At 72.3% G+C, this 25,035-nt stretch carries 21 protein-coding genes and 1 pseudogene; 9 read left to right on the forward strand and 13 right to left on the reverse strand.

Annotated features, from left to right (window positions below; all coding sequences use genetic code 11):
* Positions 1-49 precede the first annotated feature (49 nt).
* Positions 50-883 carry a YhjD/YihY/BrkB family envelope integrity protein gene (locus AB0H52_RS03240; protein ID WP_151490964.1) on the forward strand — a complete coding sequence of 278 codons (834 nt, stop codon included), beginning with the start codon at positions 50-52 and terminating at the stop codon, positions 881-883.
* Here AB0H52_RS03240 and AB0H52_RS03245 read toward each other — a convergent pair whose 3' ends face one another.
* The 4 genes from AB0H52_RS03245 to AB0H52_RS03260 are packed head-to-tail and all read right to left on the reverse strand — an operon-like array spanning position 884 to position 4,551.
* Positions 884-2,101 carry an ABC transporter permease gene (locus AB0H52_RS03245; RefSeq protein ID WP_151490965.1) on the reverse strand — a complete coding sequence of 406 codons (1,218 nt, stop codon included), beginning with the start codon at positions 2,099-2,101 and terminating at the stop codon, positions 884-886.
* The gene (locus AB0H52_RS03250) at positions 2,098-2,790 is read right to left on the reverse strand and encodes an ABC transporter ATP-binding protein (RefSeq protein ID WP_151490969.1); all 693 of its coding nucleotides are present in this window, start codon (positions 2,788-2,790) and stop codon (positions 2,098-2,100) included. The genes AB0H52_RS03245 and AB0H52_RS03250 overlap by 4 nt, the downstream gene beginning before the upstream one ends.
* A gap of 50 nt (positions 2,791-2,840) precedes the next feature.
* Positions 2,841-3,947, reverse strand: a complete 1,107-nt coding sequence (locus AB0H52_RS03255) for a peptidoglycan-binding domain-containing protein (RefSeq protein WP_225854606.1) — start codon at positions 3,945-3,947, stop codon at positions 2,841-2,843.
* Positions 3,937-4,551: a hypothetical protein gene (locus AB0H52_RS03260; RefSeq protein WP_151490966.1), complete on the reverse strand. Its 615-nt coding sequence runs from the start codon at positions 4,549-4,551 to the stop codon at positions 3,937-3,939. Before AB0H52_RS03260 ends, AB0H52_RS03255 begins: the two co-directional genes overlap by 11 nt.
* Before the next feature lie 113 nt (positions 4,552-4,664).
* Between AB0H52_RS03260 and AB0H52_RS03265 the strand changes: the two genes are divergently transcribed.
* The 3 genes from AB0H52_RS03265 (at position 4,665) to AB0H52_RS03275 (ending at position 8,879) form a co-directional block, all read left to right on the forward strand.
* Positions 4,665-5,366: a response regulator transcription factor gene (locus AB0H52_RS03265; RefSeq protein WP_192580344.1), complete on the forward strand. Its 702-nt coding sequence runs from the start codon at positions 4,665-4,667 to the stop codon at positions 5,364-5,366.
* Positions 5,356-7,194 carry a HAMP domain-containing sensor histidine kinase gene (locus AB0H52_RS03270; RefSeq protein ID WP_357944943.1) on the forward strand — a complete coding sequence of 613 codons (1,839 nt, stop codon included), beginning with the start codon at positions 5,356-5,358 and terminating at the stop codon, positions 7,192-7,194. The genes AB0H52_RS03265 and AB0H52_RS03270 overlap by 11 nt, the downstream gene beginning before the upstream one ends.
* A gap of 89 nt (positions 7,195-7,283) precedes the next feature.
* Entirely contained in the window at positions 7,284-8,879 is a 1,596-nt protein-coding gene (locus tag AB0H52_RS03275) for an NAD(P)/FAD-dependent oxidoreductase (protein ID WP_151490968.1), read from the forward strand.
* A 271-nt stretch (positions 8,880-9,150) separates the two neighbouring features.
* On the opposite strand, the gene AB0H52_RS03280 is transcribed toward AB0H52_RS03275, so the two are convergent.
* Positions 9,151-10,731 carry a Rieske 2Fe-2S domain-containing protein gene (locus AB0H52_RS03280; protein WP_151490289.1) on the reverse strand — a complete coding sequence of 527 codons (1,581 nt, stop codon included), beginning with the start codon at positions 10,729-10,731 and terminating at the stop codon, positions 9,151-9,153.
* 197 nt (positions 10,732-10,928) lie between these two features.
* On the opposite strand from AB0H52_RS03280, the gene AB0H52_RS03285 reads away from it, so the two are divergent.
* Positions 10,929-11,150 (forward strand): DUF2631 domain-containing protein, encoded by a 222-nt coding sequence (locus tag AB0H52_RS03285; RefSeq protein ID WP_151490290.1) that lies wholly within the window; start codon positions 10,929-10,931, stop codon positions 11,148-11,150.
* Positions 11,151-11,229: 79 nt separating this feature from the next.
* Here the strand turns inward: AB0H52_RS03285 and AB0H52_RS03290 are convergent, their stop codons facing one another.
* From AB0H52_RS03290 to AB0H52_RS03325, 8 genes and pseudogenes are all read right to left on the reverse strand, one after another.
* Positions 11,230-12,381: a DivIVA domain-containing protein gene (locus AB0H52_RS03290; protein WP_278123738.1), complete on the reverse strand. Its 1,152-nt coding sequence runs from the start codon at positions 12,379-12,381 to the stop codon at positions 11,230-11,232.
* Positions 12,382-12,412: 31 nt separating this feature from the next.
* Positions 12,413-13,570: a 23S rRNA (adenine(2503)-C(2))-methyltransferase RlmN gene (gene rlmN, locus AB0H52_RS03295; RefSeq protein ID WP_151490292.1), complete on the reverse strand. Its 1,158-nt coding sequence runs from the start codon at positions 13,568-13,570 to the stop codon at positions 12,413-12,415.
* A 104-nt stretch (positions 13,571-13,674) separates the two neighbouring features.
* On the reverse strand, positions 13,675-15,129 hold the full coding sequence (locus AB0H52_RS03300) for a phosphatidate cytidylyltransferase (RefSeq protein WP_357944948.1): 1,455 nt from the start codon (positions 15,127-15,129) through the stop codon (positions 13,675-13,677).
* 274 nt (positions 15,130-15,403) lie between these two features.
* Positions 15,404-15,961, reverse strand: a complete 558-nt coding sequence (gene frr, locus AB0H52_RS03305) for a ribosome recycling factor (RefSeq protein ID WP_088946658.1) — start codon at positions 15,959-15,961, stop codon at positions 15,404-15,406.
* A gap of 87 nt (positions 15,962-16,048) precedes the next feature.
* Complete coding sequence (gene pyrH / locus AB0H52_RS03310) at positions 16,049-16,816, reverse strand: UMP kinase (RefSeq protein ID WP_151490294.1); 768 nt, start codon at positions 16,814-16,816, stop codon at positions 16,049-16,051.
* Between the two features lie 161 nt (positions 16,817-16,977).
* The gene (gene tsf, locus AB0H52_RS03315; protein ID WP_151490295.1) at positions 16,978-17,805 is read right to left on the reverse strand and encodes a translation elongation factor Ts; all 828 of its coding nucleotides are present in this window, start codon (positions 17,803-17,805) and stop codon (positions 16,978-16,980) included.
* Positions 17,806-17,939: 134 nt separating this feature from the next.
* Positions 17,940-18,839, reverse strand: coding sequence for a 30S ribosomal protein S2 (rpsB, locus tag AB0H52_RS03320; RefSeq protein ID WP_151490296.1), 900 nt, complete (start codon positions 18,837-18,839; stop codon positions 17,940-17,942).
* Between the two features lie 373 nt (positions 18,840-19,212).
* Positions 19,213-20,269, reverse strand: a pseudogene (locus AB0H52_RS03325) (hypothetical protein).
* Positions 20,270-20,492: 223 nt separating this feature from the next.
* On the opposite strand from AB0H52_RS03325, the gene AB0H52_RS03330 reads away from it, so the two are divergent.
* The 4 genes from AB0H52_RS03330 to AB0H52_RS03345 all read left to right on the forward strand — a co-directional run bounded on the left by AB0H52_RS03330 (position 20,493) and on the right by AB0H52_RS03345 (position 24,879).
* Positions 20,493-20,852 (forward strand): YraN family protein, encoded by a 360-nt coding sequence (locus AB0H52_RS03330; protein ID WP_151490298.1) that lies wholly within the window; start codon positions 20,493-20,495, stop codon positions 20,850-20,852.
* Positions 20,853-20,882: 30 nt separating this feature from the next.
* Positions 20,883-22,403, forward strand: a complete 1,521-nt coding sequence (locus AB0H52_RS03335) for a YifB family Mg chelatase-like AAA ATPase (protein WP_151490299.1) — start codon at positions 20,883-20,885, stop codon at positions 22,401-22,403.
* Positions 22,400-23,587: a DNA-processing protein DprA gene (locus AB0H52_RS03340; RefSeq protein WP_357944952.1), complete on the forward strand. Its 1,188-nt coding sequence runs from the start codon at positions 22,400-22,402 to the stop codon at positions 23,585-23,587. The genes AB0H52_RS03335 and AB0H52_RS03340 overlap by 4 nt, the downstream gene beginning before the upstream one ends.
* Positions 23,588-23,868: 281 nt before the next feature.
* A complete protein-coding gene (locus AB0H52_RS03345) occupies positions 23,869-24,879 on the forward strand; it encodes a tyrosine recombinase XerC (protein ID WP_151490301.1) in 1,011 nt (336 codons plus the stop codon).
* Positions 24,880-25,035: the final 156 nt, after the last annotated feature.

The following is a 25,035-nucleotide window of genomic DNA, read 5'->3' on the forward strand; positions in this document are numbered from 1 at the left end:
CCGGCGATCTTAAGGAGTGACGGACACGGCGACGGGGAAAGGGACCACGATGGGCAGCGGATGGCAGCGGGCGAAGCGGATCACCAGCGCCGCGTTCCGCCCGGTGCGCGGACGAGACCTGTCGCTGCACGCCGCCGCGATCACCTTCTACGGGGCGATCGCGGTGGTGCCGGTCGCCCTGCTGGCGATCTGGCTCACCTCGCTGATCGCCGGGGCCGAGCGGGTACGCCGGCTCACCTCGTACGCCGTGGAGGCGCTGCCCACCGCGATCGGCGCGCCCCGGGCGGTGGAGGCACTGGTCGACGCCGGGGTGGAGCTGACCCCGCTGCTGGCCCTGGCCTCGGTCCTGCCCGCGTCGCTGTACGGCGAGGGCCTGCGCCGGGCGTTCGTCTCGGTGGCGGCACCCCGCACCGACGAGCACCTGGTGGGCTGGCGAGGGCGGCTGCTGCTGCTGCCGCTGCTCGCGCCGGCTCCCGCGTTACTACTGTCGATCCTGCTGGCGCTGCCGCTCACCACCCGCCTCGTGCGGCAGGGCGGCTGGGTCGGCGTGCTCGGGGTGGTGCTGTCGTTCCTGGCGGTCTGGCTGGTGCTCACTCCGGTGCTGGTGTGGGTGTTCCGGGTGGTCGGGCCGGCATCGCCGGACTGGCTCTCCACCCTCGGGATCGGGTCGTTCACGGCCGCGAACCTCTCCGGCTTCCTGCACGGATTCGTGCTCTTCGCCTCGTTCCCCCTGGATTTGGGGGTGCCCTTCGGCGGCTTCGACGACATCGGCGCCGGTGTGGCCGTCCTCCTGTGGCTGTACCTGTTCCACGTGATCGTCCTCGCGGGCTACTCCGCGACCCTGGCCCTCTCCCGCTGGCGCGCACACCGCTCCCCGGGATGATCAGGGGGTGGCGAGGGCTTCGGTGGGGGTCAGGCGGGCCGCGCGGATCGACGGGTACACCCCGGCGGCCATGCCCACCAGCAGGGCGCCGCCGATCCCGCCGACCACCGAGGTCACCGGGATGGTCGGGGGCCAGCCCTGATAACTGGCGTAGCCGGTCGTCGCGAGCAGCCCGAGCAGCGCACCGGCCGCACCACCGAGCACGGACAGCAGCACCGACTCGGTGAGGAACTGCACCCGGATCTGGCCACGGTTCGCGCCGAGCGCCCGACGCAGGCCGATCTCCCGACGGCGCTCCAGCACCGAGATGACCATCGTGTTGGCCACCCCGATCCCACCCACCAGCAGCGCCACCGCCGCCAACCCGAGAAACAGCGCGGAGAACGTGCTCTCGGTGGCCCGTTTCGCGGCGAGCGCGTCGGAGGGGCGACTGACCTGGACCAGGCCGGGCAGCTGCGGGTTGAGCGTGGCCGGCAGCACCGCGCGGACGTTCTCCAACGCGTCCTCGCGGGCCCGCACGTACACCACCGTGGGGTGACCGTCGAAGCCGAGCAGGTCCCGGGCGGCGTCCCAACCGACCAGCACCGACCGGTCGAGGTCCGGTGCGATGGGCAACGGCTCCAGTACGCCGATCACGGTGAACCAGCGCTCGGCGATGCGCACCTGGGGCGGCTGGGCCGGGTCCACGGTGCTGAACCCGAGACGGCTCGCGGCCACGTAACCGAGGACGGCGGTCGGCAGCTTCGCCGTGCCGTCGTCGAGGAAACGGCCGGTGCGAACCCGGCCGTTGACCGTGTCCAGCAGGTCCGGCCGCGTGGCCAGCGTGGCGAGCCCCGCCGTGTCGTACCTGTCCACCAGGTCGTTGCGGCGGACCGCGACGTGCGTGTTCGCGACGGCGCTCACCGTCTCGACCGGCCCGATCCGGTCCACCATCGCAACGGATTCCTCGGGCAGCAGCACTGGCGGATCCCGATCCGGCACCGGCTCGGCGCGCAGCAGATTCGTGCCGAGGGCGGAGAGCTGATTCATCAGGTCACGCTGACTGGACGCCGGGATGCCCACCACCACGATCATCGTGGCGATGCCGATGGAGATGCCCAGGGCGGAGAGGACCGCCCGCATCCGCCGGGTGGTGAGCCCGAGCAGACCGAGCCGGAGTACGTCGGTCGGGGCGAGCCGGGGTGGCCGAGGGTTCGCTGTCGACGTCGGCGTGCTCATCCGCGGCTCCTGTCAACGGTGTCGGCGACGATCCGCCCGTCGCGGATGTCCACCTGTCGGGGCGTACGGGCGGCGAGGTCCCGATCGTGGGTGATGACGGCGATGGTGGTGCCCTCCGCGTGCAACGCCAGCAGCAGAGCCAGCACCGCCTCCCCGTTGGCGGTGTCCAGGGCGCCGGTCGGCTCGTCGGCCAGCACCAGCGCCGGGTCGTTGACCAGCGCCCGCGCTATCGCCACCCGCTGCCGCTCCCCACCGGAGAGTTGGTGCGGCAGGTGGTCGACCCGGTGCGCCAGCCCGACCCGCGCCAACGCGTCGATCGCCGTACGGCGCCGGCGACGACGGGGTACGCCGGCGTAGAGCAGCCCGGTGGCGACGTTCTCGGCGGCGTCGAGCCCTCCGACGAGGTGGAACTGCTGGAACACGAAGCCGAGCCACCGGCCGCGCAGCGCGGAGAGCCGGCGGTCGGACAGGGCGGTGACCTCCTGCCCGGCGACGCGTACGTGCCCGCTGGTGGGCAGGTCGAGGGTGCCCATGATGTTGAGCAGGGTCGACTTGCCGGAACCGGACGGTCCGACGATGGCGAGCAGTTCACCGGCGCGGACGGTCAGCGAGACGTCGTCCAGCGCGGTGACACCGCCCGGGTACGTCCGGCTCACCCGGTCGAGGCTGAGGACCGGTTCCGCGTACACCGGGATGACCTCGGTCGGCGCGTCCCCGGCGCGGGTGGGGATCGCGGTGCTCACGCGGCCGTCACCACCTGGAGGCCCTCGGTGACGCCGGCACCGCTGACCTCGACGAGACCGCGGGAGAACATCCCGGTCTCCACGGCCAGCAACCCGCCGTCGGGCAGTTGGAGGGCGTGACCACCCTCGCGGAGCGCCACCAGCGCGCCGACCGGCACGGTCAGCACGTTCTTGCGGGTGCTCGTGGTGAACGTGACCTGGACCGACGCCGCGTCCAGCTTCGCCACGTCCGCCGCCTTGACCGGTGTGACGAGGACGTCCACCTTGGGTGGACCGTCCTGGCCGGCTCCCGCGTCCGGGCCGCCACCCTGGACGGTGTGCGAGATCGAGGCTACCCGGCCGGGGATCTCGGAGCTGTCCGGCAGGGTGACCGCCACGGCGGCGCCCACCCGGATGGTGGCGACCTCGGTCGCCTCCACCGCGACGGTCACCAGCTTGGTCTTCTCGGTGACGGCAACCAGCTCACCGGCGACCGGGTCACCGGGCAGGGCCTTCACCGCGCTGACCCGGACCGGCCCGGACAGCACCACGGCCCGCCCGACCTCGATCCGGCCGGTGGGTTCCAGGTCGAGCGCCTGCTGCCACTTCTTGATAGCGGCCACGAGCGCGTCGGTGAGCAGAGCCCGACCCGGGTCGATCTTCGTGCCGTCCTTGGCCCGAGTCGGCTGCGTACCGGTGGCGTACCCGAGCGCCTTCAGGTTGTCCCACACGATCCGCACGTCGCTGCCCACCAGGCCGGGCTTGTCGAGGGTACGAAAGAGCGGGGTGTCGCCGAACAGCACCGGCACCGGACGGTCGTTGACCCAGTACAGCGGCTTGCCCCGGGCCACCGTGTCGCCCACCTTCGGCAGCCGGGTGACGATCCCCTCGCCCATCCCCTTGACCACCCGCTCCGGGCCGAAGCCGAGCGTCCCGTCCAGGGACCGGCTGTCCGACAGGTCGGTGCGGGTCACCTTCGTCGTCGTCACCGGCGGCGGGGCGCTCGCCGTGTCGTCGGCGCCATCACGCCGCAGGGCCAGCACGCCGACACCCGCGCCGACGGCGACCACCACGGTCACGAGCGCCACCACGATCGCCGTCCGTCGGCTCGGCCTACTTGCCACCGAACGCCTCCATCGTGCACTCCTTCTCGGCCTTTTCCATCGCCGGAGCGTCAAGGCCGCCCGTCGGGTCGGCAACTCCGTCGTCGTACGTCCAGCCGGAGCCGTCCGGTAACGCGTGGATCTTCATGCCGCGGCCGCGCAGACACTGCACGTAGTCGTTCCACTGGCTCACGTAGTTCGGGTTCCTCTCCTCGTCCAGCTCCGGTGGCTGGAGCGGCAGCTTGTTGGCGCACGCCACGTACGCCGCCTTCGGCTCGCCGCTCTGGTCCAGGGAGATCACGTTGCGCCCCTCGGCGGCCGCTGCCTCCATGCGGACCTTGTTCTCCTTCACCCCGTTGTCCCGCAGGCAGATGTTGTAGGTGTTCCAGAGCCGGTTCGTCTCGTCGTCGGTCATGTCCAGACGCAACTGGGGGCGGCCGGTCGCGGCCGCACCGGAGGCGGACGCGCTCGGCGCGACGGATGCCGTGGCGAGGGAGGCGACATCGGCCGTGCTGCCGGCGTCGGCGTCGGCGTCGGCGTCGGATGTCGCACCGCCACAGCCGCTGAGGACGGCGGCGAGCAGGGTGAGCACGACGAGCCCGAGTCGTTGTGGTGCCTTCGTCATGCCGAGCAGCATCACGAGCACTTGTCAGAGACCTGTCAGAGATTGGTGCTCATCCGGTAGCCCCAGCTCAGCGGCACCGCCAGCGGGCGGCTCGGCAACGTACAGTCGCTGCCGTGGGTGCGCGGGTGCTGGTGGCCGAGGACGACGAGAAGCAGGCCGAGTTGGCCCGCCGCTACCTGGAACGCGAGGGGCACACCGTGGTCGTCGTCGGCGACGGGCGGGCCGCCCTGGAGCAGATCCGCCAACGTTCACCGGATCTGCTGATCCTCGACGTGATGATGCCGAAGGTCGACGGCCTGGACGTCTGCCGCATCCTGCGCCGCGAGTCCGACCTGCCGGTGCTCATGCTGACCGCCCGGTCGACCGAGGACGACCTGCTGCTCGGCCTGGACCTGGGCGCCGACGACTACATGACGAAGCCGTACAGCCCTCGCGAACTGGTGGCCCGGGTGCGGACACTGCTGCGGCGGGGACAGCGGACGGCGCGGCTGGCCGATCCGGTGCTGCGCGTCGGTGCCCTGCACGTCGACCCGGTCCGCCACGAGGTACGCGCCGACGGACGACCCGTCGACTGCACACCGGGCGAGTTCCAGCTGCTGCAGGCGATGGCCGCCCAACCCGGACGGGCCTTCACCCGCGACCAGCTTCTCGGCTACCTGCACGGGTTCGACCGGTACATCACCGGCCGGACCGTCGACGTCCACGTCATGAACCTGCGCCGCAAGATCGAGGCGAACCCGCGCAAGCCGACCCGACTGGTGACGGTGTACGGCGTCGGCTACAAGCTCACCGAGGAGAGCTCCCATGCGGCGTGAGGTGCCGCTGCACCGCAGCCTGCTGCTCCGGCTGCTGGTGCTGGCCGTCCTCATCGCCGTCGGCTCGATCGCGGCGACCGCCTGGCTGGCGGTACGGACCACGACCGGGGCGATCCGGCAGGAACAGGGGCAGGCGCTCGCCGACGACGCCCGCATCTACGACACGCTGGTCGGCTACGCGGCGACCCACCCCACCTGGGACGGCGTCGACGCGACCCTGCGACCGCTCGCCGCGCAGGTCGGCCGGCGCATCACCCTGACCACCGAATCCGGCACGCCGGTGGCCGACTCGGCACCCGAGGCGGGTCCGCTGCCGTCGAAGCCGTCCGCGACCGTCGACGCGCTCGCCGTCGACACCGCCCTGGTCCTGGGATCCGGCACGGCCGTCGACGCCGCGCGTATCGACCCCCGCGCCTCCGGCCCGTACCTGCTCCCACCCGACGAGCGCCGGACGCTGCGCGACAGGGCGGACCAGGCCGCCCTGTGCCTGCGGGTACGGATCAGGATCGCGGTTGTCGTCGAGCTGGGGCCCACCGGCCGGCCCCGGCTCAACACCCCCGGCACCGACCTCAACGACAGCGACTCAGCGCGCTGCGACCTGGCACGCGAGGAGCTGGCAGCCCCGACAGCCACCGAACGCAAGGCGCTGGCACAGCTGAACGCGCTGGTGAACACCTGCCTGGCCCGGCGCAAACTGACGCCCGTGAACGTCGCCCTGGACTGGACCTGGACGACGAGGCCCCGCCCCGAACGGTACACCGAGCCGGACCTCACCGCGGCCGCCCAGGATCACAGCCGCGCGGCCAACGCCTGCGTGGGCACCAGCCGGCGGGAACAGCTCCTTGCCTACGTCGCCCCGGCGGCGACCCTGTTCGTCAGCGATCCTGCTGGTCACCCCACCACGACCTTCGACCTGTCCCGGGCCAACCAGATCCGCATCGCGGCGGTCGCCGGCCTCGTCCTGCTGGTCAGCGTCGGGGTCACCGTGCTCGCCGGCATCCGGCTGACCCGGCCGCTGCACGCGCTGACCGGGGCGGCGCAACGGATGCGCGACGGCGACGGATCCGCCCGCGTCCGGGTCACCGGCCGGGACGAGATCGCCCGGCTGGCCGAGGCGTTCAACGACATGTCCGAGCGGCGCGAACGCCTGGAACAGCTACGCCGGGCGATGGTCAGCGACATCGCCCACGAGATGCGTACCCCGGTCACCAACATCCGGGGCTGGTTGGAGGCCGCCGAGGACGGCGTCGCCGTCCTGGACCAGAGGTTGGTGTCCTCGCTGCTGGAGGAGGCGACGCTGCTCCAACACGTGATCGCCGACCTGCAGGACCTCGCCCAGGCGGACGCCGGTGCCCTGCGGCTGCACCCCGAACAGGTCTACCTCGCCGACCTGCTCCCCCAGGTGGCGGAGGCGCACCGCGTCCAGGCCGACCGTGCCGGTGTCACGCTCGCCCTGCGGGTCGACGCCGACCCGCAGGTGTACGCCGACCCGGTACGGCTGCGCCAGGCCGTCGGCAACCTGGTCGCCAACGCGGTACGCCACACCCCCGCGGGCGGCAGCGTGACGATCGACGCCCGGACGGCGGACGGCGAGGTGACCATCGCCGTCGCCGACACGGGCAGCGGCATCAGCGCCACGGACCTGCCCCGGGTGTTCGACCGCTTCTGGCGGGCGGAGAAGTCCCGCAGTCGGCAGACCGGTGGCAGCGGCCTGGGCCTGGCGATCGTCCGCAAGCTCGCCGAGGCCCACCAGGGCACGGTGACGGCAACCAGCGAACCCACCCGAGGCTCCACCTTCACCCTCCACCTCCCCGCTCCGCACTCTTGATCAAGAGGTTTGCGTCAACCGGACGGCGTCTGATGACGCAAACCTCTTGATCACCACGAGGGTGGGTGGGTGGACTAGGCTGCGGCGGCATGAGTGGTGAGATTCCGGCCCGCGCCGACGTCGTGATCGTCGGTGCCGGGCACAACGGCCTGGTCTCCGCGGTCCTGCTGGCGCGTGCCGGCCTGGACGTCCTCGTCCTGGAGGCCGCCGACGTGCTCGGCGGCGCGACCCGCACCGAGAACCCGTTCCCGAAGGTGCCGGGGCTGCGCCACTCCACCGGCTCGTACCTGCTCGGGCTGATGCCGCCGGAGCTGCTCGCCACCCTCGACGTACGGATCCCGGTGCTGCGCCGCGACCCGCACTACTTCCTGCCCACGCCGGGCGGCCTCGGCTCGCCGTACCTGCTCTTCGGCAGCGACACCACCGCGACCCGGGCACAGCTCGCCGAGTTCTTCTCCCCCGCCGACGTGGCCGCCGACGACGCCATGCAGGCCGAGCTGGCCGCGCTGCGCGAGGATCTCGCCCCGGCCTGGCTGGCCGAGCCGCTGACCGTCCAGGAGACCGCCGAGCGGTACGTCCGTCCGGCGTTGCGGCAGGTCTTCGTCGACCTCGTCCAGGGCTCGGTGGCCGACTACCTGGCCCGGTTCGAGTTCCGCTCCGAGCTGCTGGTCAGCATGTACGCCGTCACCGACGGGCTGTCCGGGCTCAACGCCGGCCCGGACGACCCCGGCACCGGCCACAACTTCCTCGTGCACAACATGTGCCGGCTGCCCGGCTCCGGCGGCACCTGGATGATCGCCGAGGGCGGCATGGGCACGGTCTCGCGCACGTTCGCCGAGGCCGCCCGCGCCGCCGGTGCGACCATCCTGACGGGTACGCCGGTGAGCGCGGTGACGCTCGACGGCGGCGCGGCCAGTGGCGTCGTGCTGGCCGACGGTCGGCAGGTCGCCGCCCGGGTGGTGCTCGGCGCGTGTGACCCGTACCGGCTGATGGACCTGTTGCCCGACGGCGCGCTGCCGGCGCCGCTCGGCGAACGGATGGCGGCGGTCCGCCGCCCCGGCACCACCCTGAAGCTCAACCTGGCGCTCACCGGGCTGCCGCACTTCTCCTGCCTGCCCGAGGGCACACCGAGCCCGTTCGGCTCGACCATCCACCTGCTGCCCGGCTCCGCGTCGCTGGTCGGTGGGGACACCACCTCACCGATGACCGCGCTGCGCGGCATGTGGGCCGACGTGCAGGCCGGGCGGCTGCCGGCGGAGCCCACCATCGAGTGGTACCTGCACACCACCGTCGACCCGTCGCTCTCCGACCCCGCCGGGCACCACTCGTCGGCGCTGTTCGTCCAGTCGGTCCCCTACGAGCTGGCCGGCACCACCTGGGACGCCGAGCTGCCCGGGTACGTCGACCGGCTCATCGAGATCGTCGAGCGGTACGCCACCGGCACCGGCGACCTGATCGCCGACGCGGTGCCGCTGCCCCCGCCGGGCATCGAGGCGCACTTCGGCATCACCGGCGGGCACATCCACCACGTCGACAACACCGTCTCGTTCACCGACCGGATGCCGTACGCCACCGGCATCGACGGCGTGTACGCGGGCAGCGCCGGCTGCCACCCGGCCGGCAGCGTGATCGGCGCCGCCGGCCACAACGCGGCCCGCCGCATCCTCACCGACCTGGGCCGCTGACCCTGTTCCCGGTCGCGCCGGCCGACGGTCGGAGATCCCCCGGACCGCCGATCAGGTAGTAGCCGACCAGCAGGAGGTACGCGCCTTCTCCCGGCCGCGTCCGTACCGGTACTCGCTCTCCCGCGCGTCCGCCCCCGCCACGCCCGCCCCGCTCTCGTCGCGCACCCCTCCCCGCGATCTTGCACTTTCGGTCGCCGTTCTGGGGCGATTGCGGTGCTTTGCACCCGCAGAAAGTGCAAGATCGCGGTGCGGAAGGGGCAGCGCCGCAGGGTCAGCTCAGGGCTTCGCCCGCCGGGGCGGGGGTTTCCGCGTCGACGCGGTGGGCGCGCACCTTGTGGCCCACGCTGGTCAGGCAGCGGCCGCTGGGCAGGTCGAAGCGCCAGCCGTGCAGCTGGCAGGTGAGCTGGTCACCCTCGACAATGCCGAAGCGGGTCAGGTCCGCCTTCAGGTGCGGGCAGCGCCGCTGCACCACCCAGTCGCCCAGCGTGATGTCCTCGGCGTCGGTGCTGCGCTCGTGCTCGTCGTACCAGCCCTCGGCGTACTGGAGACGCTCCTCCGACAGGCACTTGAAGAACGCGTAGACGAACTCGTTGTACTGGCCGATCCGGGCCGCCGAGAACCGGCAGGACAGGAAGAGCGAGTTGACCCAGTCCACCTCGTCGATGAAGAGCAGGTGCTCGATCAGCGACCGCTCGGTACGGAACCGGTAGCGGACCTTCTCGTCGGCGTACGGCCGGACCTCCTTGCCCGGGAAGTCCACCACGATCGACTCGACGCTCTCGCCGTCGTACCCCACCAGATCGAAGCGCACCGGACCGCCCACGCCCTTGGCCAGGTAGATCGACTCGTCGAGCAGCGGCTCGATCCGGCGCTTCATCTCGCCGAGCACGTCCACCTCGGGGTGCCGCCAGGACGCCTTCTCCGCCTCGATGACGGGGCGCTTGCGCTCCCGCATCTCCTCCAGGTGGGCGACCTTGTTCGCGAAGAACTCGTCCACCGGCACCGGGTGGGTGGTGCTCGCGCCCTCGGTGGTGACCTCCGCGACGCTGCCCGGCAGCAGCACGATCCCGTTGGTGCCGCCGACCTTGGCGTACTCCGACAGGAAGACGGACTGGTCGGGGAAGATGTTGCCCTCGTCGCCGTGGATGTCGTTGAACTGCCACAGCGCGTCGTCGAGGAAGCACGGCGGGCCGGCGATCGGGAAGACGTGGTCGGCCTTCAGGTCGTCGATGTAGCGCCACGTCCGGTCGAACTGCCGGTCGCGCTTCTGCTTGCCGAACGCCGTCTTCGCCGCCTGCGGCAGCTCGTAGACCATCGGATACCAGATCGCCCCGGAGAACTGCAGCAGGTGCGCGTGCACGTGCCCCAGCTCGGCGAAGACGCTCAGGTCGGTCGGGCGGGCGTCGTTCTGGTTGAGCAGCCGCACCCCGTCGTACTCCACCCAGAGCGACGAGTCGCCGATCGGGCCGTCGGTCGGGCTGGTCAGCGCCTGAATCATGATCTTCAGGCCGCCGGGCAGCTCCACCACCTGCTCGTTGGGCGCCTTCAGGAACTTCGTGAAGCCCAGCGCCCGGAACTCGTCCTCCATCTCCGAGGTGGGGAACTCGGGGAGCAGGACGGTGGCGTCCTTGGAGACGAAGTCCCGCAGGTGCTTCGCGTCGAAGTGGTCCCGGTGCAGGTGGGAGACGTACAGGTAGTCGACCTGGCCCAGACTCTCCCAGTCGAGCAGGGAATTGTCCGGGAAAGGAAACCAGGAGGCGAAGTAGGCCGGGTTGACCCACGGGTCGCACAGGATGCTGCCCGCGGCCGTGTCGATCCGCATACTGGCGTGCCCGGTTCCGGTCACTCGCACCGCACAGTCCCCCTCAAACAGACAATCAGGTGTACGCCAAACGCTACCGGAGGGAGTCTGACCGTCGCCCCGCGACGCCGGTAGTGACGTCCGGCCTGGGCGGGCAGGGCCAACGGCCGGGAAACACCCACCGCGCCGCCCCGGGCAGGAGGCGTGCCAGACTAACCGGAGATCCGATCGCGAGGGAAGGACCGACAGTGGCAGGAAGCGAGCCGGTAACGTCGCCAGACCAGCACAAGCCCGGGCACCGGAAGGCCGGGCGCATCGGCGCGGTGCTGTCCGCGCTGGCGCTGCTGGCGATGATCTGCGGCAACCACGAGGGCAGGGTCGAGGACATCTGGCTGGTCGGCCTGGCCGCGCTGCTGCTGATCATCGTGATCGGCGACGCCGTGCTGCGGCGCAACGGCCTGCGTTCCTGACCTCGCCGGACACCCGGCTGACGTACGCCGAGGGCCCGCCCCCACCCGGGGACGGGCCCTCGTCGCGTACGCGTCGGACTCAGCGCCCGAAGAGGATGTCCTGCACGTCCTTGAGCGCGGCGTCGACCTCGGCCTCGAAGTAGCCACCGGGCACCAGGCCGAACCGGAGCGTATCCAGGTCCTTCGGGTCGACCGGCATCGGGTTGCGGCGCTGCATGCCGCCGAGCAGGGTCTCGAAGAACCGGTCCACCTGGTCCGGGTCGTACCCGCTGCCGAAGCGACGGACCTGGAAACTACGCCGGATCTGGTCGACCCGGTACAGGTCACTGCCGGGAGGACCGGCCATCGGCGGGCCACCCACCGGCGGGCCGGCCATCGGAGGGCCGGCCACGGCGGGCGGACCGGCCATCGGCGGACCACCGATGCCCGGCTGCGGCATGGGAGGCGGACCGGCCGGACCACGGCGCATGTCGCGCAGGTCCCGTTCCGGCATCCGAATCTCGGCGGTCATGTCGGCGCGACCGTGCCGGCCGGCCTCGAAGCCGTCGAAGCGCGGCTCCTCCGGCGGGTAGCCGCCGGACGAACGCGGGTCGTCGGGCGGCCCGTAGCCGCCGGGCATGCGCTGGTCGTCCGGGGGGCCGTAGCCGCCGGGCATCCGCGGGTCGTCGGGCGGCCCGTAGCCGCCGGGACCGGCGGGCAGGCCACGAGGCGGTACGCCGTGCCCGCCCATCGGACCGCCGGGGCCCATCGGGCCGGGACCGGCCGGACCACGCGGCGCGTCGTAACCACCACGGGGGGCGTCGTACCCACCGGCGAAGGCACCCGTCGGCTCGTCGTAGCGGCCGTACCGGTCGGGCGGGCCGGGCTGCGCCGGCATCGGCCGCGGCGGCATCGGCTGCGGCACCATGCCCCCACGGTCGTCACGCATCGGCGGACCCATCCGGTCCGGTGGGCCCATCCGGGGGTCACCGCCGCGCCCGGCGCTGGTGCGCTCCTCCAGCTCGGCCAGCTGTCGCTCGACGCGGTCCAGGTGCAGGTCGACCTGCCACTCGTCGTAGCCGTTGAACCGGACCCGGAAGACGACATCGTGGACCTCCTGGGAGGCCACCGGCGCGCCGACCTGCCGGCCGTCGAGCGTCGCCTCGACCCGGTCGAGGAAGGCATCCACCTCGTCGACCTTGTATCCCCGGCGGAGCGCCTTGCGCCGGAAACGCTGACCCTGACTCGCCACTATGTCTCCTGGTCTCGTTCGCCACGCCCGGTCACGCCGGTGCCTCTCCGGCGCGGTCGGTGTTGGTGTCGGTGTCCTCGGCGGCGGCGAGCTGGCCACACGCGCCGTCGATCTCACGACCTCGGGTGTCCCGTACGGTGGTGGACACCCCGGCGTCGCGCAACCGCCGGACGAACTCCCGCTCCACCGGCTTCGGGCTCGCGTCCCAGCGGCTGCCCGGCGTCGGATTGAGCGGGATGAGGTTCACGTGCGCCAACTTGCCGGCCAACAGCCGCCCGAGCAGATCGGCTCGCCACGGCTGGTCGTTCACGTCCTTGATCATCGCGTACTCGATCGACACGCGACGGCCCGTCCGGGCGGCGTAGTCCCACGCTGCGTCCAGCACCTCGGCTACCTTCCAGCGCTGGTTTACCGGCACGAGTTCGTCGCGCAGATCATCATCGGGGGCGTGCAACGACAACGCAAGGGTCACAGAGAGGTCTTCGCTGGCCAGTCGGCGGATGGCCGGAACCAGGCCCACCGTGGAAACGGTGATGTGCCGCTGGGACAGGCCGAGGCCCTCCGGAGCGGGGCTGACCAGCCGGCGGATCGCCGCGATCACCCGGTTGTAGTTGGCCAGCGGCTCGCCCATGCCCATGAACACGACGTGCGACAGTCGCGGCGGTGAGCCGGAGACCGCGCCGGACGCCGCCACGCCGGCCAGGTACACCGCCTGGTCGACGATCTCGGCGGTCGACAGGTTGCGGGTCAGCCCGGCCTGGCCGGTCGCGCAGAACGGGCAGGCCATGCCGCAGCCCGCCTGGCTGGAGATGCAGACGGTCACCCGGTCCGGGTAGCCCATCAGCACGCTCTCCACCAGCGCGCCGTCGTGCAACTTCCAGAGCGCCTTGCGGGTGGCACCGTCGTCGCAGGCCAGCTCCCGGACCGGGGTGAGCAGCGTGGGCAGCAGCTGGTCGGCCAGCCGCTCCCGGGTCGCCGCCGGCAGGTCGGTCATGGCCTGCGGGTCGCGCACCAGGCGCCCGAAGTAGTGGTTGGAGACCTGCTTGGCGCGGAACGCGGGCTCACCCAGGCCGGTCACCAGCTCCTGGCGACCGGCCAGGTCCAGGTCAGCGAGGTGCTGAGGGGGCATGGAGGCCCGGCGCGCGGTGGGGGCGTCCGAGATGGCGGGGATCAAGGGCAGGCTCGTCATGGCTGGTCCAGTGTGTCACGCCTCCGGCGGCACACACCCGTCCGGAGGTGCCGAACCGGTCCCGACCGCCGGATCGGGAGGACCGGGGCGCCGTGATCCATGCCTCACCCCACCACCGGTACGAAGATCGCCAGCAGCAGGTACGCCGTCGGCACCGCGAACAGGATCGAGTCCAGGCGGTCCATCAGGCCACCGTGGCCGGGCAGCAGGTTGCTCATGTCCTTGACACCGAGATCCCGCTTGATCATCGACTCGGCGAGGTCACCGAGGACCGCCGCGCAGGAGACCGCCACCCCGAACAGCGCACCCCACCAGGGAGCCACGTCCAACATCAGCCACAGCAGCAGGGCGCTGCCCAGCGCCGCGGCGGTGACCGAACCCGCGAAGCCCTCCCAGGACTTCTTCGGGCTGATCGACGGGGCCATCGGATGACGGCCGAAGGAGACCCCGGCGGCGTACCCACCCGTGTCGGAGAGGACCACCGCGATCAGCGTGGCCAGGATGCGCAGCGGGCCGTCGTCGGGCGCCGCCGCCAGCAGGGCCGCGAAACCGCCGAGGAACGGCACGTAGACCGCGATCAGGGTGGCCGCGGTGAGATCCCGCTGGAAGCCGGCCGGGCCGTCGCCCAGCCGCCAGATCATGGTGCCCAGCACGGTCACGAGCAGTCCCAGGCTGAGCGCGTCCGGGCCCGCGAACCAGGCCAGACCCACCGTCAGCACGCCACCGGCGACCAGCGGCACCAGCGGCGGATGCGCGCCGCTGCGGCGGACCGCGCGGGCCATCTCCCAGATGCCGACGGCCATGGCTCCGGCGATCACCGGCAGAAACGCCAACGGGTAGAAGACCAGCGGCACCACGATCAGCGCGCCGAGGCCGAGCCCCACCCCGATCGCCGCCGGCAGGTTGCGGCCGGCACGCCCGGTGCCCACCTGCTGGGTGGCCGGGCGGTCGACGCTGGCCCGCCGTCGACCCTTCGCCCGCCGACCGGTCGGCGGCTCCGGCTCGACCTCCGGATCCAGATCCGGTCCGATGTCCGCCCCGATGGGCGCGAGCTGCGCGGTCGGGTAGTCGACGTCGTCGTCGTAGCGGACCGGGCCACCACCGTTGTCGAATCGCCGCTGCTCGTCGTAGCGGCCCGGCTCGTCGTAGCGGCCCGGCTCGTCGTAGCGCTGCGGGCCGTCGTGACGGGTCGGGGTGCCGTCGCGACCCGCGGGCGGACGGTCCGCGTACCGACCGGCACGGCCCCGGTCGTCGTACCGGTGAGGTTGGTTGCGGTCGTCCTCGTAACGGTCCCGGTCGTCGAAGCGGTCGTGCCGATCGCGGTCGTCGAAGCGGTCCCGGTCGTCCGGGCGGACCGCCCGGCCGCGCTCGTCGTACGGATCCGCCGGAACCGGCTCGGCGTACGGGCGGGTGCGGGGCTCGGCGTACAGCTCAGGGCCGGACGGACGGCGAGTCCACTGACCCGCCTCGATCTCGGTCTCGGGCCAGGGCAGGGCCACCGGGCGCTCCGGTCGGTCCCAGCCGCGCGGCTCTCCCGTGTAGGGGTCGGGGTGGGACATCACGCACCGCGACGTGGCACGAGAACGACCACATGACGCAAGACCACAACCATCCCCTACACGCGCGATGTTCCTCCGATTGACCGCCCCGACGGTCGGTCGATTCCCGGTGTTCACCACCCGGTGGCCGGGAATCCTGCCGAGCCTACTGCACCCGCCGATCGGGTGAGGCGGACGATGGCGCGCCCCGTCGCGCATACGGCACGAGGCCCGCCCCCGGTTCGGGGTCGGGCCTCACGTCGACTGCGTCACCTGGCGAACGCCGGGCCGGTCCTCAGACCTCCAGCAGCTCGGTCTCCTTGTGCTTGACCAGGTCGTCGATGCTGGCGACGTAGCGCTGGGTCAGGTCGTCCAGCTCCTTCTCGGCGCGGCGGCCGTCGTCCTCGCCGGCCTCGCCGTCCTTGACGATCCGGTCCAGCTCCTCCTTGCCACGGCGGCGGACGTTGCGGATCGCCACCTTGGCCTCCTCGCCCTTGTGCCGAGCCACCTTGATCATGTCGCGGCGGCGTTCCTCGGTCATCTGCGGGAGCAGGATGCGCAGCTGGTTGCCCTCGTTGTTCGGGTTCACCCCGAGGTCCGAGTCGCGGATCGCCTTCTCCATCGCGTTGATCTGCGAGTTGTCGTACGGCTTGATGATGGCCATCCGCGGCTCGGGAACCGCGATGGACGCCATCTGGGTCAGCGGCGTGGGCGTGCCGTAGTAGTCGATGATGACCTTGGAGAACATGGCGGCGTTGGCGCGACCGGTACGGATGGCGCCGAACTCCTCCTTGGCGTGCTCGACCGCACGCTCCATCTTCTCCTCGGCCTCGAGGAGGGTGTCGTCGATCACCGGTCTCCTCGCCTCCTTCTGTGCTCGTCGTGGGCTCTGCTGAAAGTCGTCAGGACCGCTGCTGCCGTCACCTCGGGCGGGGCGGGCTCAGGCGGTGATCAGGGTGCCGATCTTGTCGCCACCCACCGCGCGGATGATGGTGTCGTCACCCTGCGCACCGAAGACCAGCATCGGCAGGCCGTTCTCCATGCAGAGGCTGAACGCCGCCGCGTCGGCCACCCGCAGGTTGCGGCGCAGCACCTCGGAGAAGGTGATCGAGTCGAGCTTGCTGGCGGTGGGGTCGATCCGCGGGTCGGCGGTGTAGACGCCGTCCACGCCGTTCTTGCTCATCAGCACCACGTCGGCCCGGATCTCCAGCGCACGCTGGGCGGCCACCGTGTCGGTCGAGAAGTACGGCATGCCGGCACCGGCGCCGAAGATGACCACGCGGCCCTTCTCCAGGTGCCGGATCGCCCGCAGCGGGATGTACGGCTCGGCGACCTGGGCCATGGTGATGGCGCTCTGCACCCGGGTCTCGATGCCCTCCTTCTCCAGGAAGTCCTGCAACGCGAGGCAGTTCATCACGGTGCCGAGCATGCCCATGTAGTCGGCGCGGGCCCGGTCCATCCCGCGCTTCTGCAGCTCCGCGCCACGGAAGAAGTTGCCGCCGCCGACGACCACGGAAACCTGCACGCCGCGGCGGACCACGGTGGCGATCTGCCGGGCGATGGCCTGGACGACGTCCGGGTCGACGCCGATCGCGCCGCCACCGAACACCTCACCGGAGAGCTTCAGCACCACCCGGCGGGCGCGCCCCGGCGGCGGTGCCGTCGGATCGTCCACAGCCAGCGTCCGGTCACTCACAACCTGCGTCATCCGCCCCGCCCTTCCCCACGCGCACACCCCGTGCGCCGCGTACCGCGAACCTGCCGCTGCTGACCCTATGTGACGAGGAGGCCGCGGTGCCTGTCACGTACACCGGCGGCCTCCTCGTCGACGTCTCCTGCACACGGGCGCGCGCGGCGCCCGGTGGCGGCTCAGGCCTGGCCGACCTCGAACCGCACGAAGCGGGTGACCTCGATGCCGGCCTCGGCCAGCATCTGCTTCACCGACTTCTTGTTGTCGGCCACGGACGCCTGCTCGACGAGGACGTAGTCCTTGAAGAAGGCGTTCACCCGACCCTCGACGATCTTCGGCAGGGCCGCCTCGGGCTTGTTCTCCTCGCGGGCGGTCTGCTCGGCGATGCGCCGCTCGGACTCGACGACCTCGGCCGGAACCTCGTCCCGGGTGAGGTACTTCGGCCGCATCGCGGCGATCTGCATGGCCACACCACGAGCGTCGGCGTCGCCCGCCTCGTCGCTCTTGCCGGTGTACGACACCAGCACACCAACGGCCGGCGGCAGGTCCTGGGCCTTGCGGTGCAGGTAGACCGCGGTGGTGCCCTCGACCTTGGCGAAGCGGTTGAGCACCAGCTTCTCGCCGATCTTGGCGGACTGCTCCTGGATCAGGTCGGCGACGACCTTGCCGTCCAGCTCGGTGGCGAGCAGCTCCTCGGCGGTGTTCACGCCGGAGCGCTCACCGTGCTCGACGAGCTGCTGGGCCAGCGCGATGAACGACTCGGTCTTGGCGACGAAGTCGGTCTCGCAGTTGAGCTCGAGCAGCGCCTTGCCGGAGTGGGCGACCAGGCCGTTGGCGGCCGTACGACCGGCCCGCTTGCCGACGTCCTTGGCGCCCTTGACGCGCAGGATCTCGATGGCCTTGTCGAAGTCGCCCTCGGCCTCGGTCAGCGCCTTCTTGCTGTCCATCATGCCGGCGCCGGTGAGGTCGCGGAGCTTCTTGACGTCCGCGGCGGTGATGTGGGACATGGCTCTCTCTTCGGTGTTGAGACGGCGTGTGGATGGTCAGAGGTGCCGGTTACCCGGATCCGGACGGATCGTGCCCGGCGTACCGCCGCTGCCCGCTGTCCGGGAAAACGGACAGCGGGGCAGCGACGGTGCGGTCACTCCGCGGTCGCGGCCGCCGGCTGCTCGGTGGCGGCCTGCGCCGGCTGCTCGGCGGCGGGCTGCTCGGCGGCAGCGGCCGGCTGCTCGGCCGGGGTCGCCGACTCGTCGGCCTTCTTCGGCTCGAGCAGCTCGCGCTCCCACTCGGTCAGCGGCTCGTCGCTCGCGACGCCCGCCTCGGGCTTCTCGTCGCTGCCCCGGCGGCGGCCGGAACGCGCGATCAGACCGTCCGCGACGGCGGCGGCGACGACCTTGGTCAGCAGCTCGGCCGAGCGGATCGCGTCGTCGTTGCCCGGGATCGGGAAGTCGACCTCGTCCGGGTCACAGTTGGTGTCCAGCACCGCGATCACCGGGATGCCCAGCTTGCGGGCCTCGTCGACGGCGATGTGCTCCTTCTTGGTGTCGACGATCCAGACCGCGGCGGGGAGCTTCTGCATGTCCCGCAGACCACCGAGGGTGCGGGTCAGCTTGATCTTCTCGCGGGAGAGCTGGAGCGTCTCCTTCTTGGTGTAACCGGCGGCGGTGCCGCTCAGGTCACCCAGGCCCTCCAGCTCCTTCATCCGCTGGAGCCGCTTGTACACGGTCTGGAAGTTGGTCAGCATGCCACCGAGCCAGCGGTGGTTGACGTACGGCTGGCCGACCCGGGTCGCCTGCTCGGCGATCGCCTCCTGGGCCTGCTTCTTGGTGCCGACGAACAGGATGCTGCCACCCTCGGCGACGGTCCCACGCACGAACTCGTACGCCTTCTCGATGTAGTCGAGGGTCTGGCGCAGGTCGATGATGTAGATGCCGTTGCGCTCGGTCATGATGAAGCGCTTCATCTTCGGGTTCCAGCGCCGGGTCTGGTGCCCGAAGTGGACACCGCTCTCCAGCAGCTGACGCATGGTCACGACGGCCATGGTTGGGTTACTCCTCAAGATCCCTGGTTGTCACGCCCGACCGGCGGCCGGGCGTCCTGGTGCCTGGTCGCCGACCCATGGTGGACCCGATCAAGATCGGGACCAGGGAGGCCGTCGCTCCACGACGATTTCGTGAAGAGGGCACGCGAGGTCGACCGCGCAAGGCGGTCGCCAGTTGGCCAGTGTACGCCCCTCACCCGCCCAGCCGCCCCCGGGTGCTGCTCCGCCCCGCGTCGCGCGCTCCGTGCCGCGCGCCGCTTCCTGCTTGATCGCGCTCGTTCCAGGAAATAGTGGCCTCGCCGTCATCGGAGGCCACTATTTCCTGGTTGTTGCGTGGATCATCGACCGCGAATGAGCCGGCGAGCGCCGCGGATCACCCGGCGGCGAGCGCGGCGGCCACGAAGAGCACCAGCCCGACGGTCAGGTAGGCAGTCGGCGGGCGCAGCCAGCCGCGGCCGCCGTCGGAGAGCGCGAGACCGCCGGTCCGGAGCCCGTACAGCCCGGTTGCGAAGATCGGCAGCCCGGCGACCAGGGCGATGCCCACCACCACGTTCCCGGCGGACACCGGATCGCCGGTCACCCCGGCCAGCAGCACCCGCAGCGCCGGAACCTCGAAGATCAACACCAGCAGCGCGAAGAGTACGGCCAGCACCGGCCGGCGGGTCCGGTAGACACCGTCGGCGACGACCGGGGGATATGCCGGCGGCTCCCCCGCGGGCAGGTCGACGCGGGGACCGATTCCCGGCATCGGACCGGTCGGCATCTCCAGCGGATGCGGCGCCTCACCGCCGGCCCGCGTCGGCTCCACGATCGGGTACGCGCTCAGCGGGGCGGGACGAGCCTGGTCGGCGAGCACCCCTCCCGCCGTCGACGCATCTCCGGCGGCCTCAGGTGGGGTGGTCGGTGCGACACCGACCGGCTCCCGCGCGGCCCGACGGCCGGGCAGTTCGCCGGAGATCTCCGAGGGATCCCGGTCCGCCCTGCGGGACCGGGTCGCCCGGTAGCCGTCCGCCTCCGACCGCGCGTCACCCAACGGGTCGACCGCCCCGAAACGTCCCGAGTCGGCCTCGAACCGGCCGGACTGGGCGTCCACGGCAGCAAAGCGCCCCGAATCCGGCTCGGGCGCACCGAACCGGCCCGCGTCCACCGCGCTCAGACGCCCCGAGTCCGATTCGGGCGCACCGAAGCGCACCCCGTCCACCGCGCCGAAGCGGCCGGAGTCGGGTTCACGGCGGCGACCTGTGCCGGTGTCGTCGCGCTGCTCGGGAATTTCCCCCTCCCGGTAGCGCGGTTCGCCCGCGGCGCGCCACTCCGCCTCGCCGTAGCCGCGACCCCGCTCGTCGGGATACCAGCGCGACTCCTGATCTTCGGGAAAGCTCCGTCGTCCGTCCACGTCCGGCACCGTATGCGACCGGCCACGGCCGCGCCATTTCGGCCCGCCCGACCCGGCAGCGCGCCACCAATCATGATCACTTAATGCTCAGCAGTCACCAGGTGGCGCTGGGAACTACTGAGCATTAAGTGATCATGAGATACCGGGTGCCGTAGCACGGCGAGGGCTTGATCGTCCGGTTGTCCACAGGTCGCTCTCTGTCCACAGGCGCGGGGTCCTCGGGTCGCGGCACGCCCGCCTCGACGGGCACCGTGCCAGTCATGACGAAGCGGAACCAGGCGGTCGGCGCGTACGGCGAGCGGTGCGCCGCCCAGCACCTGACCGAGGCGGGGCTGCGCCCGATCGCCCGAAACTGGCGCTGCCCGGCCGGAGAGATCGACATCATCGCCTGGGACGGCCCGGTGCTCGCCATCTGCGAGGTGAAGACCCGTCGGGGCGACGACTTCGGCACACCGGCCGAGGCTGTCGTACCAGCCAAGGCCCGCCGCCTGCGGGTGCTGGCCGCGCGCTGGCTCGCCGAGACCGGGACGAGCGCCGACGAGGTGCGCTTCGACGTGCTCTCGGTGCGGCTGCCCGACGCCGGCCCGGCCCAGGTCGACCACCTCAAGGGTGCGTTCTGAGATGCGCACCCCGAAGGGTCGGTGACCGCCATGAGCTACGCGAAGGTGCTGTGCGTGGGGCTGGTCGGGGTCACCGGTCACCTGGTCGAGGTCGAGGTCGACCTGGCCGCCGGGCTGCCGGCCGTGGTGATCTCCGGACTACCGGACACCGCCCTGCACGAGGCCCGGGACCGCGTCCGGGCCGCCGTGGTCAACTCCGGCCAGCGCTGGCCGAACCGGCGGATCACCCTGAACCTGCTGCCCGCGACGCTGCCGAAGTTTGGTTCGGCCTTCGACCTGGCCATCGCCGCAGCGCTGCTCGGCGGCTCGGGTGAGCTGCCGCTGCTCCCGTTGGAGGGGGTGGTGATCCTCGGCGAGTTGGGGCTGGACGGGACGGTCCGGCCGGTGCGCGGCGTACTCCCGATGGTCGCCGCCGCGGCCCGGGCCGGCATCGAGCGGGTGATCGTGCCGGCCGGCAACGCCGCCGAGGCCGCGGTCATACCCGGGGTACGGGTGCGCGCGGTCGACACCCTGCACCGGCTGGTCGCGTTCGTCCGCGACGGCAGCCCGCTGATCGAGCCACCGGCGGCCACCCCGGCGCCGGCCGTCGGTGGCCCGGACCTGTCCGAGGTCGCCGGGCAGGGGGTGGGCCGGCGCGCGTTGGAGGTCGCCGCGGCGGGCGGGCACCATCTGGCGCTGCTCGGTCCTCCGGGCGCCGGCAAGACGATGCTGGCCGAACGGCTGCCGTCGGTCCTGCCCGAGCTGGACGACGACGCGGCGTTGGAGGTGACCACGCTGCACTCGGTCGCCGGGCTGCTGCCCCCGGGCGGTCAGCTGCTGCGCCGCCCGCCCTTCCAGGCACCGCACCACACGGCCACGATTCCGTCGCTGGTCGGCGGCGGTTCGGGGCTGGCCCGGCCCGGCGCGGTGTCGCTGGCCCACCGGGGGGTGCTCTTTCTCGACGAGGCCCCCGAATTCAGCAGAGGCGCGCTGGAGGCGCTGCGCCAGCCACTGGAGAGCGGCCGCATCCGACTGAGCCGCAGCGGGGGCGGCACCGAATACCCGGCCCGAACCCAGCTGGTGCTGGCCGCCAATCCGTGTCCGTGCGCGACACCGGCCGGCGACGCGCACTGCGAATGCACCCCGCTGGTGCGCCGCCGCTACCTGGGCCGGCTCTCCGGGCCGCTGCTCGACCGGATCGACGTGCAGGTGCGACTGATGCCGGTACGGGCGGCGGAGCTGATGGCGTCCGGTGGTGACGCCGAGTCGTCGGCGGCGGTGGCCGCGCGGGTGGCGGCGGCGCGCGCGGCGGCCGCCGACCGTTGGGCCGGCCTGGGCCGACGGCTCAACGCCGAGGTGGGCGGCCCGCACCTGCGCCGACCGCCGTGGCGGCTACCCGCCCGGGTCACCGCCGAGCTGCGAGGTCGGCTCGACTCCGGCTCGCTGTCGGCGCGCGGCTTCGATCGGGTGATCCGAATGGCCTGGACGATCGCGGATCTGGACGGCCGGGACCGGCCGGATCTGGGCGACGTACGCGAGGCGACCCAACTACGGACGGGGGAGGCGACGTGAGCGCCGACGAGGAGAGCAGGCTGGCCCGGGTGGCGCTGACCTGGCTGGCCGAGCCGGGCACCCGTGTGGTGCACCAACTGGTCGAGCGACACGGTCCGGTGGCGACACTGGACCTGCTGCTCGGCGGCGGCAGCCCGGACGCCTGGCTGCACGGCACGGTGGCCGCCCGGTCGGCGGCCGGCGACGCCCGGGCTGTCGCGGCCGAGGCACTGGAGCGGGCGGACCGGCTCGGCGCCCGCCTGGTCACCCCCGACGACGACGAGTGGCCGATCCGCGTCCGTGGTCTCGCGACGCTGCGACTTCCGGACGTGACCCGCCGGGTGGACGGTGAGACCGCCCCACCGCTCTGCTTCTGGGTACGCGGGAGCTGGCCGCTGGGCGAGGCGATGGAGCGCTCGGTGGCCGTGGTCGGCGCGCGGGCGGCCACCGGCTACGGCCAACACGTCGCCACCGAGTTGGGGTACGGACTGGCCGAGCGGGACTGGACCGTGGTGTCGGGCGGTGCCTTCGGGATCGACGCGGCCGCCCACCGGGGTGCCCTGAACGCCGGCGGGTTGACCGTCGCGGTGCTGGCCTGTGGTGTGGACCGGCCGTACCCGATGGGCAACACCGCGCTCTTCGACCGGATCGCCGACACCGGGCTGCTGGTCAGCGAGTGGCCGCCCGGTGCCGAGCCGCTGCGGCCTCGGTTCCTCATCCGTAACCGGGTGATCGCCGCAGGCACGCTGGGCACGGTGGTGGTGGAGGCGTCGGCGCGCAGCGGCGCGACGCAGACCGCGCGGCGTGCCATCTACACCGGCCGGGTGGCGATGGTGGTGCCCGGGCCGGTGACCTCGGCGATGTCCGTCGGCGCACACGAGTTTCTCCGCGAGCACCTCAAGGCGCGGCTGGTCACCGGTGTGGCACACGTCCTCGAGGAGGTGGGCCGGATCGGCGCGGACCTGGCCCCGCTGGCCCGAGGCCCGCAACGGCCGACCGATGCGCTGGACGACGACACGCGTTCGCTGCTGGAGGCGCTTCCCCGTCGGGGCGCGATGGACGTGGACCGGCTCGCCGGCCGCGCCGGTGTCGACGTGCGGACCGCGCTGCGCAAGTTGTCGCTGCTGGAGGAGCTGTCCATGGTGGTCCGACGCGACGACGGTTACGCCCTCGCCCCGCCGGCCACACCGAAGCGGGGCACCTGAGCGGACGACGACCCGTTACGGTGCACGGTCATGGGTGCGATCAAGCCGTGGCACATCGCCACGCTGTGCTGTCTCGTCACGTCCGTCGCACTCCTCGGCGGCCTCGTCGTCCTGCTGATCAGGAGGGCCAACCGCCGGTAGTCGCAGCCGAGGGAGCTGCCGCCGGCGTGACCGGTGACGCACGACGATCGGCCGTACGCTGGTGCCGTGCCAGCCGTCACGAGGGGTGCCCGAGCCGATAGACGAGCGCGGCCTGCTGCCCCCCGCCCGGTGCGGCCGCGATGAGCCGGCCCGACCGGGGCACCCGGGCCAGGCACCAGGAGCTGCCGCCGGCGCTGCGCGACGCGGTCGACGACTTCGCCGAGCACCTGTCCCGGGTCCGCAACCGGTCGGCGCACACCGTCCGCGCGTACGTCACCGATGTGGTCTCGCTGCTCGACCACGCCGTGCGGATGGGCTGCGTCGACCTGGGCGAGCTGGACCTGTCCGTGCTGCGCAGCTGGCTCGCCCGGCAGCGGACCACCGGTGCCGCCCGTACGTCGCTGGCCCGGCGAGCCGCGTCGGCTCGGGCGTTCAGCGCGTGGGCGCACCGCGCCGGCCTGCTCCCCGCCGACGTGGGTGCCGCACTGGCCAGCCCGCGTGCCCACCGGGAGTTGCCCAGCGTCCTGCGCGCCGACCAGGCCGCCGCCCTGGTCGAGGCACCAACCCGGCAGCGGGCCACGCCAGCCGCCGCGACGACGACGGGAGCGACCGCGGACGACGACGCGAGGAGGCGGGCGGGCGCCGAGGCGGTGCTGCTGCGCGATCGGGTGTTGCTGGAGTTGCTCTACGCCACCGGTGTGCGGGTGAGCGAGGCGTGCGGGCTGGACGTCGGCGACGTCGACCACGGCCGACGGGTGATCCGGGTGTTCGGCAAGGGCGGGCGGGAACGATCGGTGCCGTACGGGGTCCCGGCGCAGCGGGCGTTGGACGACTGGCTGCGCCGGGGACGTCCGGTGTTGGTGACTGCCCGCTCCGGCAGTGCGCTACTGCTCGGCGCCCGCGGTGGTCGGCTCAACCCGACGACCGCGCGCTCGGTCGTCGGCGGGTACGCCGAGGCCGAGGGTCTGCCCCGGACCAGCCCGCACGGGCTGCGGCACTCCGCCGCCACCCACCTGCTGGAGGGCGGTGCGGACCTGCGCGCCGTGCAGGAGCTGCTCGGCCACTCGTCGCTGGCCAGCACGCAGATCTACACGCACGTCTCGGTGGAACGGCTGCGGGCTGCCTACCGCCAGGCGCACCCGCGTGCCTGACCAGGGCCGGAGGGCTCACCACCGGACGGTTACGATCATCGGGTGAGCGTCCCGCAGCCTCCTGAGCCGATCCCGGGCGCCCGCCTGCTCTTCTCCCTGGATCCGGCGGTCAGCCATCTCAACCACGGCTCGTTCGGCGCGGTGCCGATCGGCGTG

It is taken from the genome of Micromonospora sp. NPDC050695 (assembly GCF_040654415.1).
Lineage (GTDB): Bacteria > Actinomycetota > Actinomycetes > Mycobacteriales > Micromonosporaceae > Micromonospora.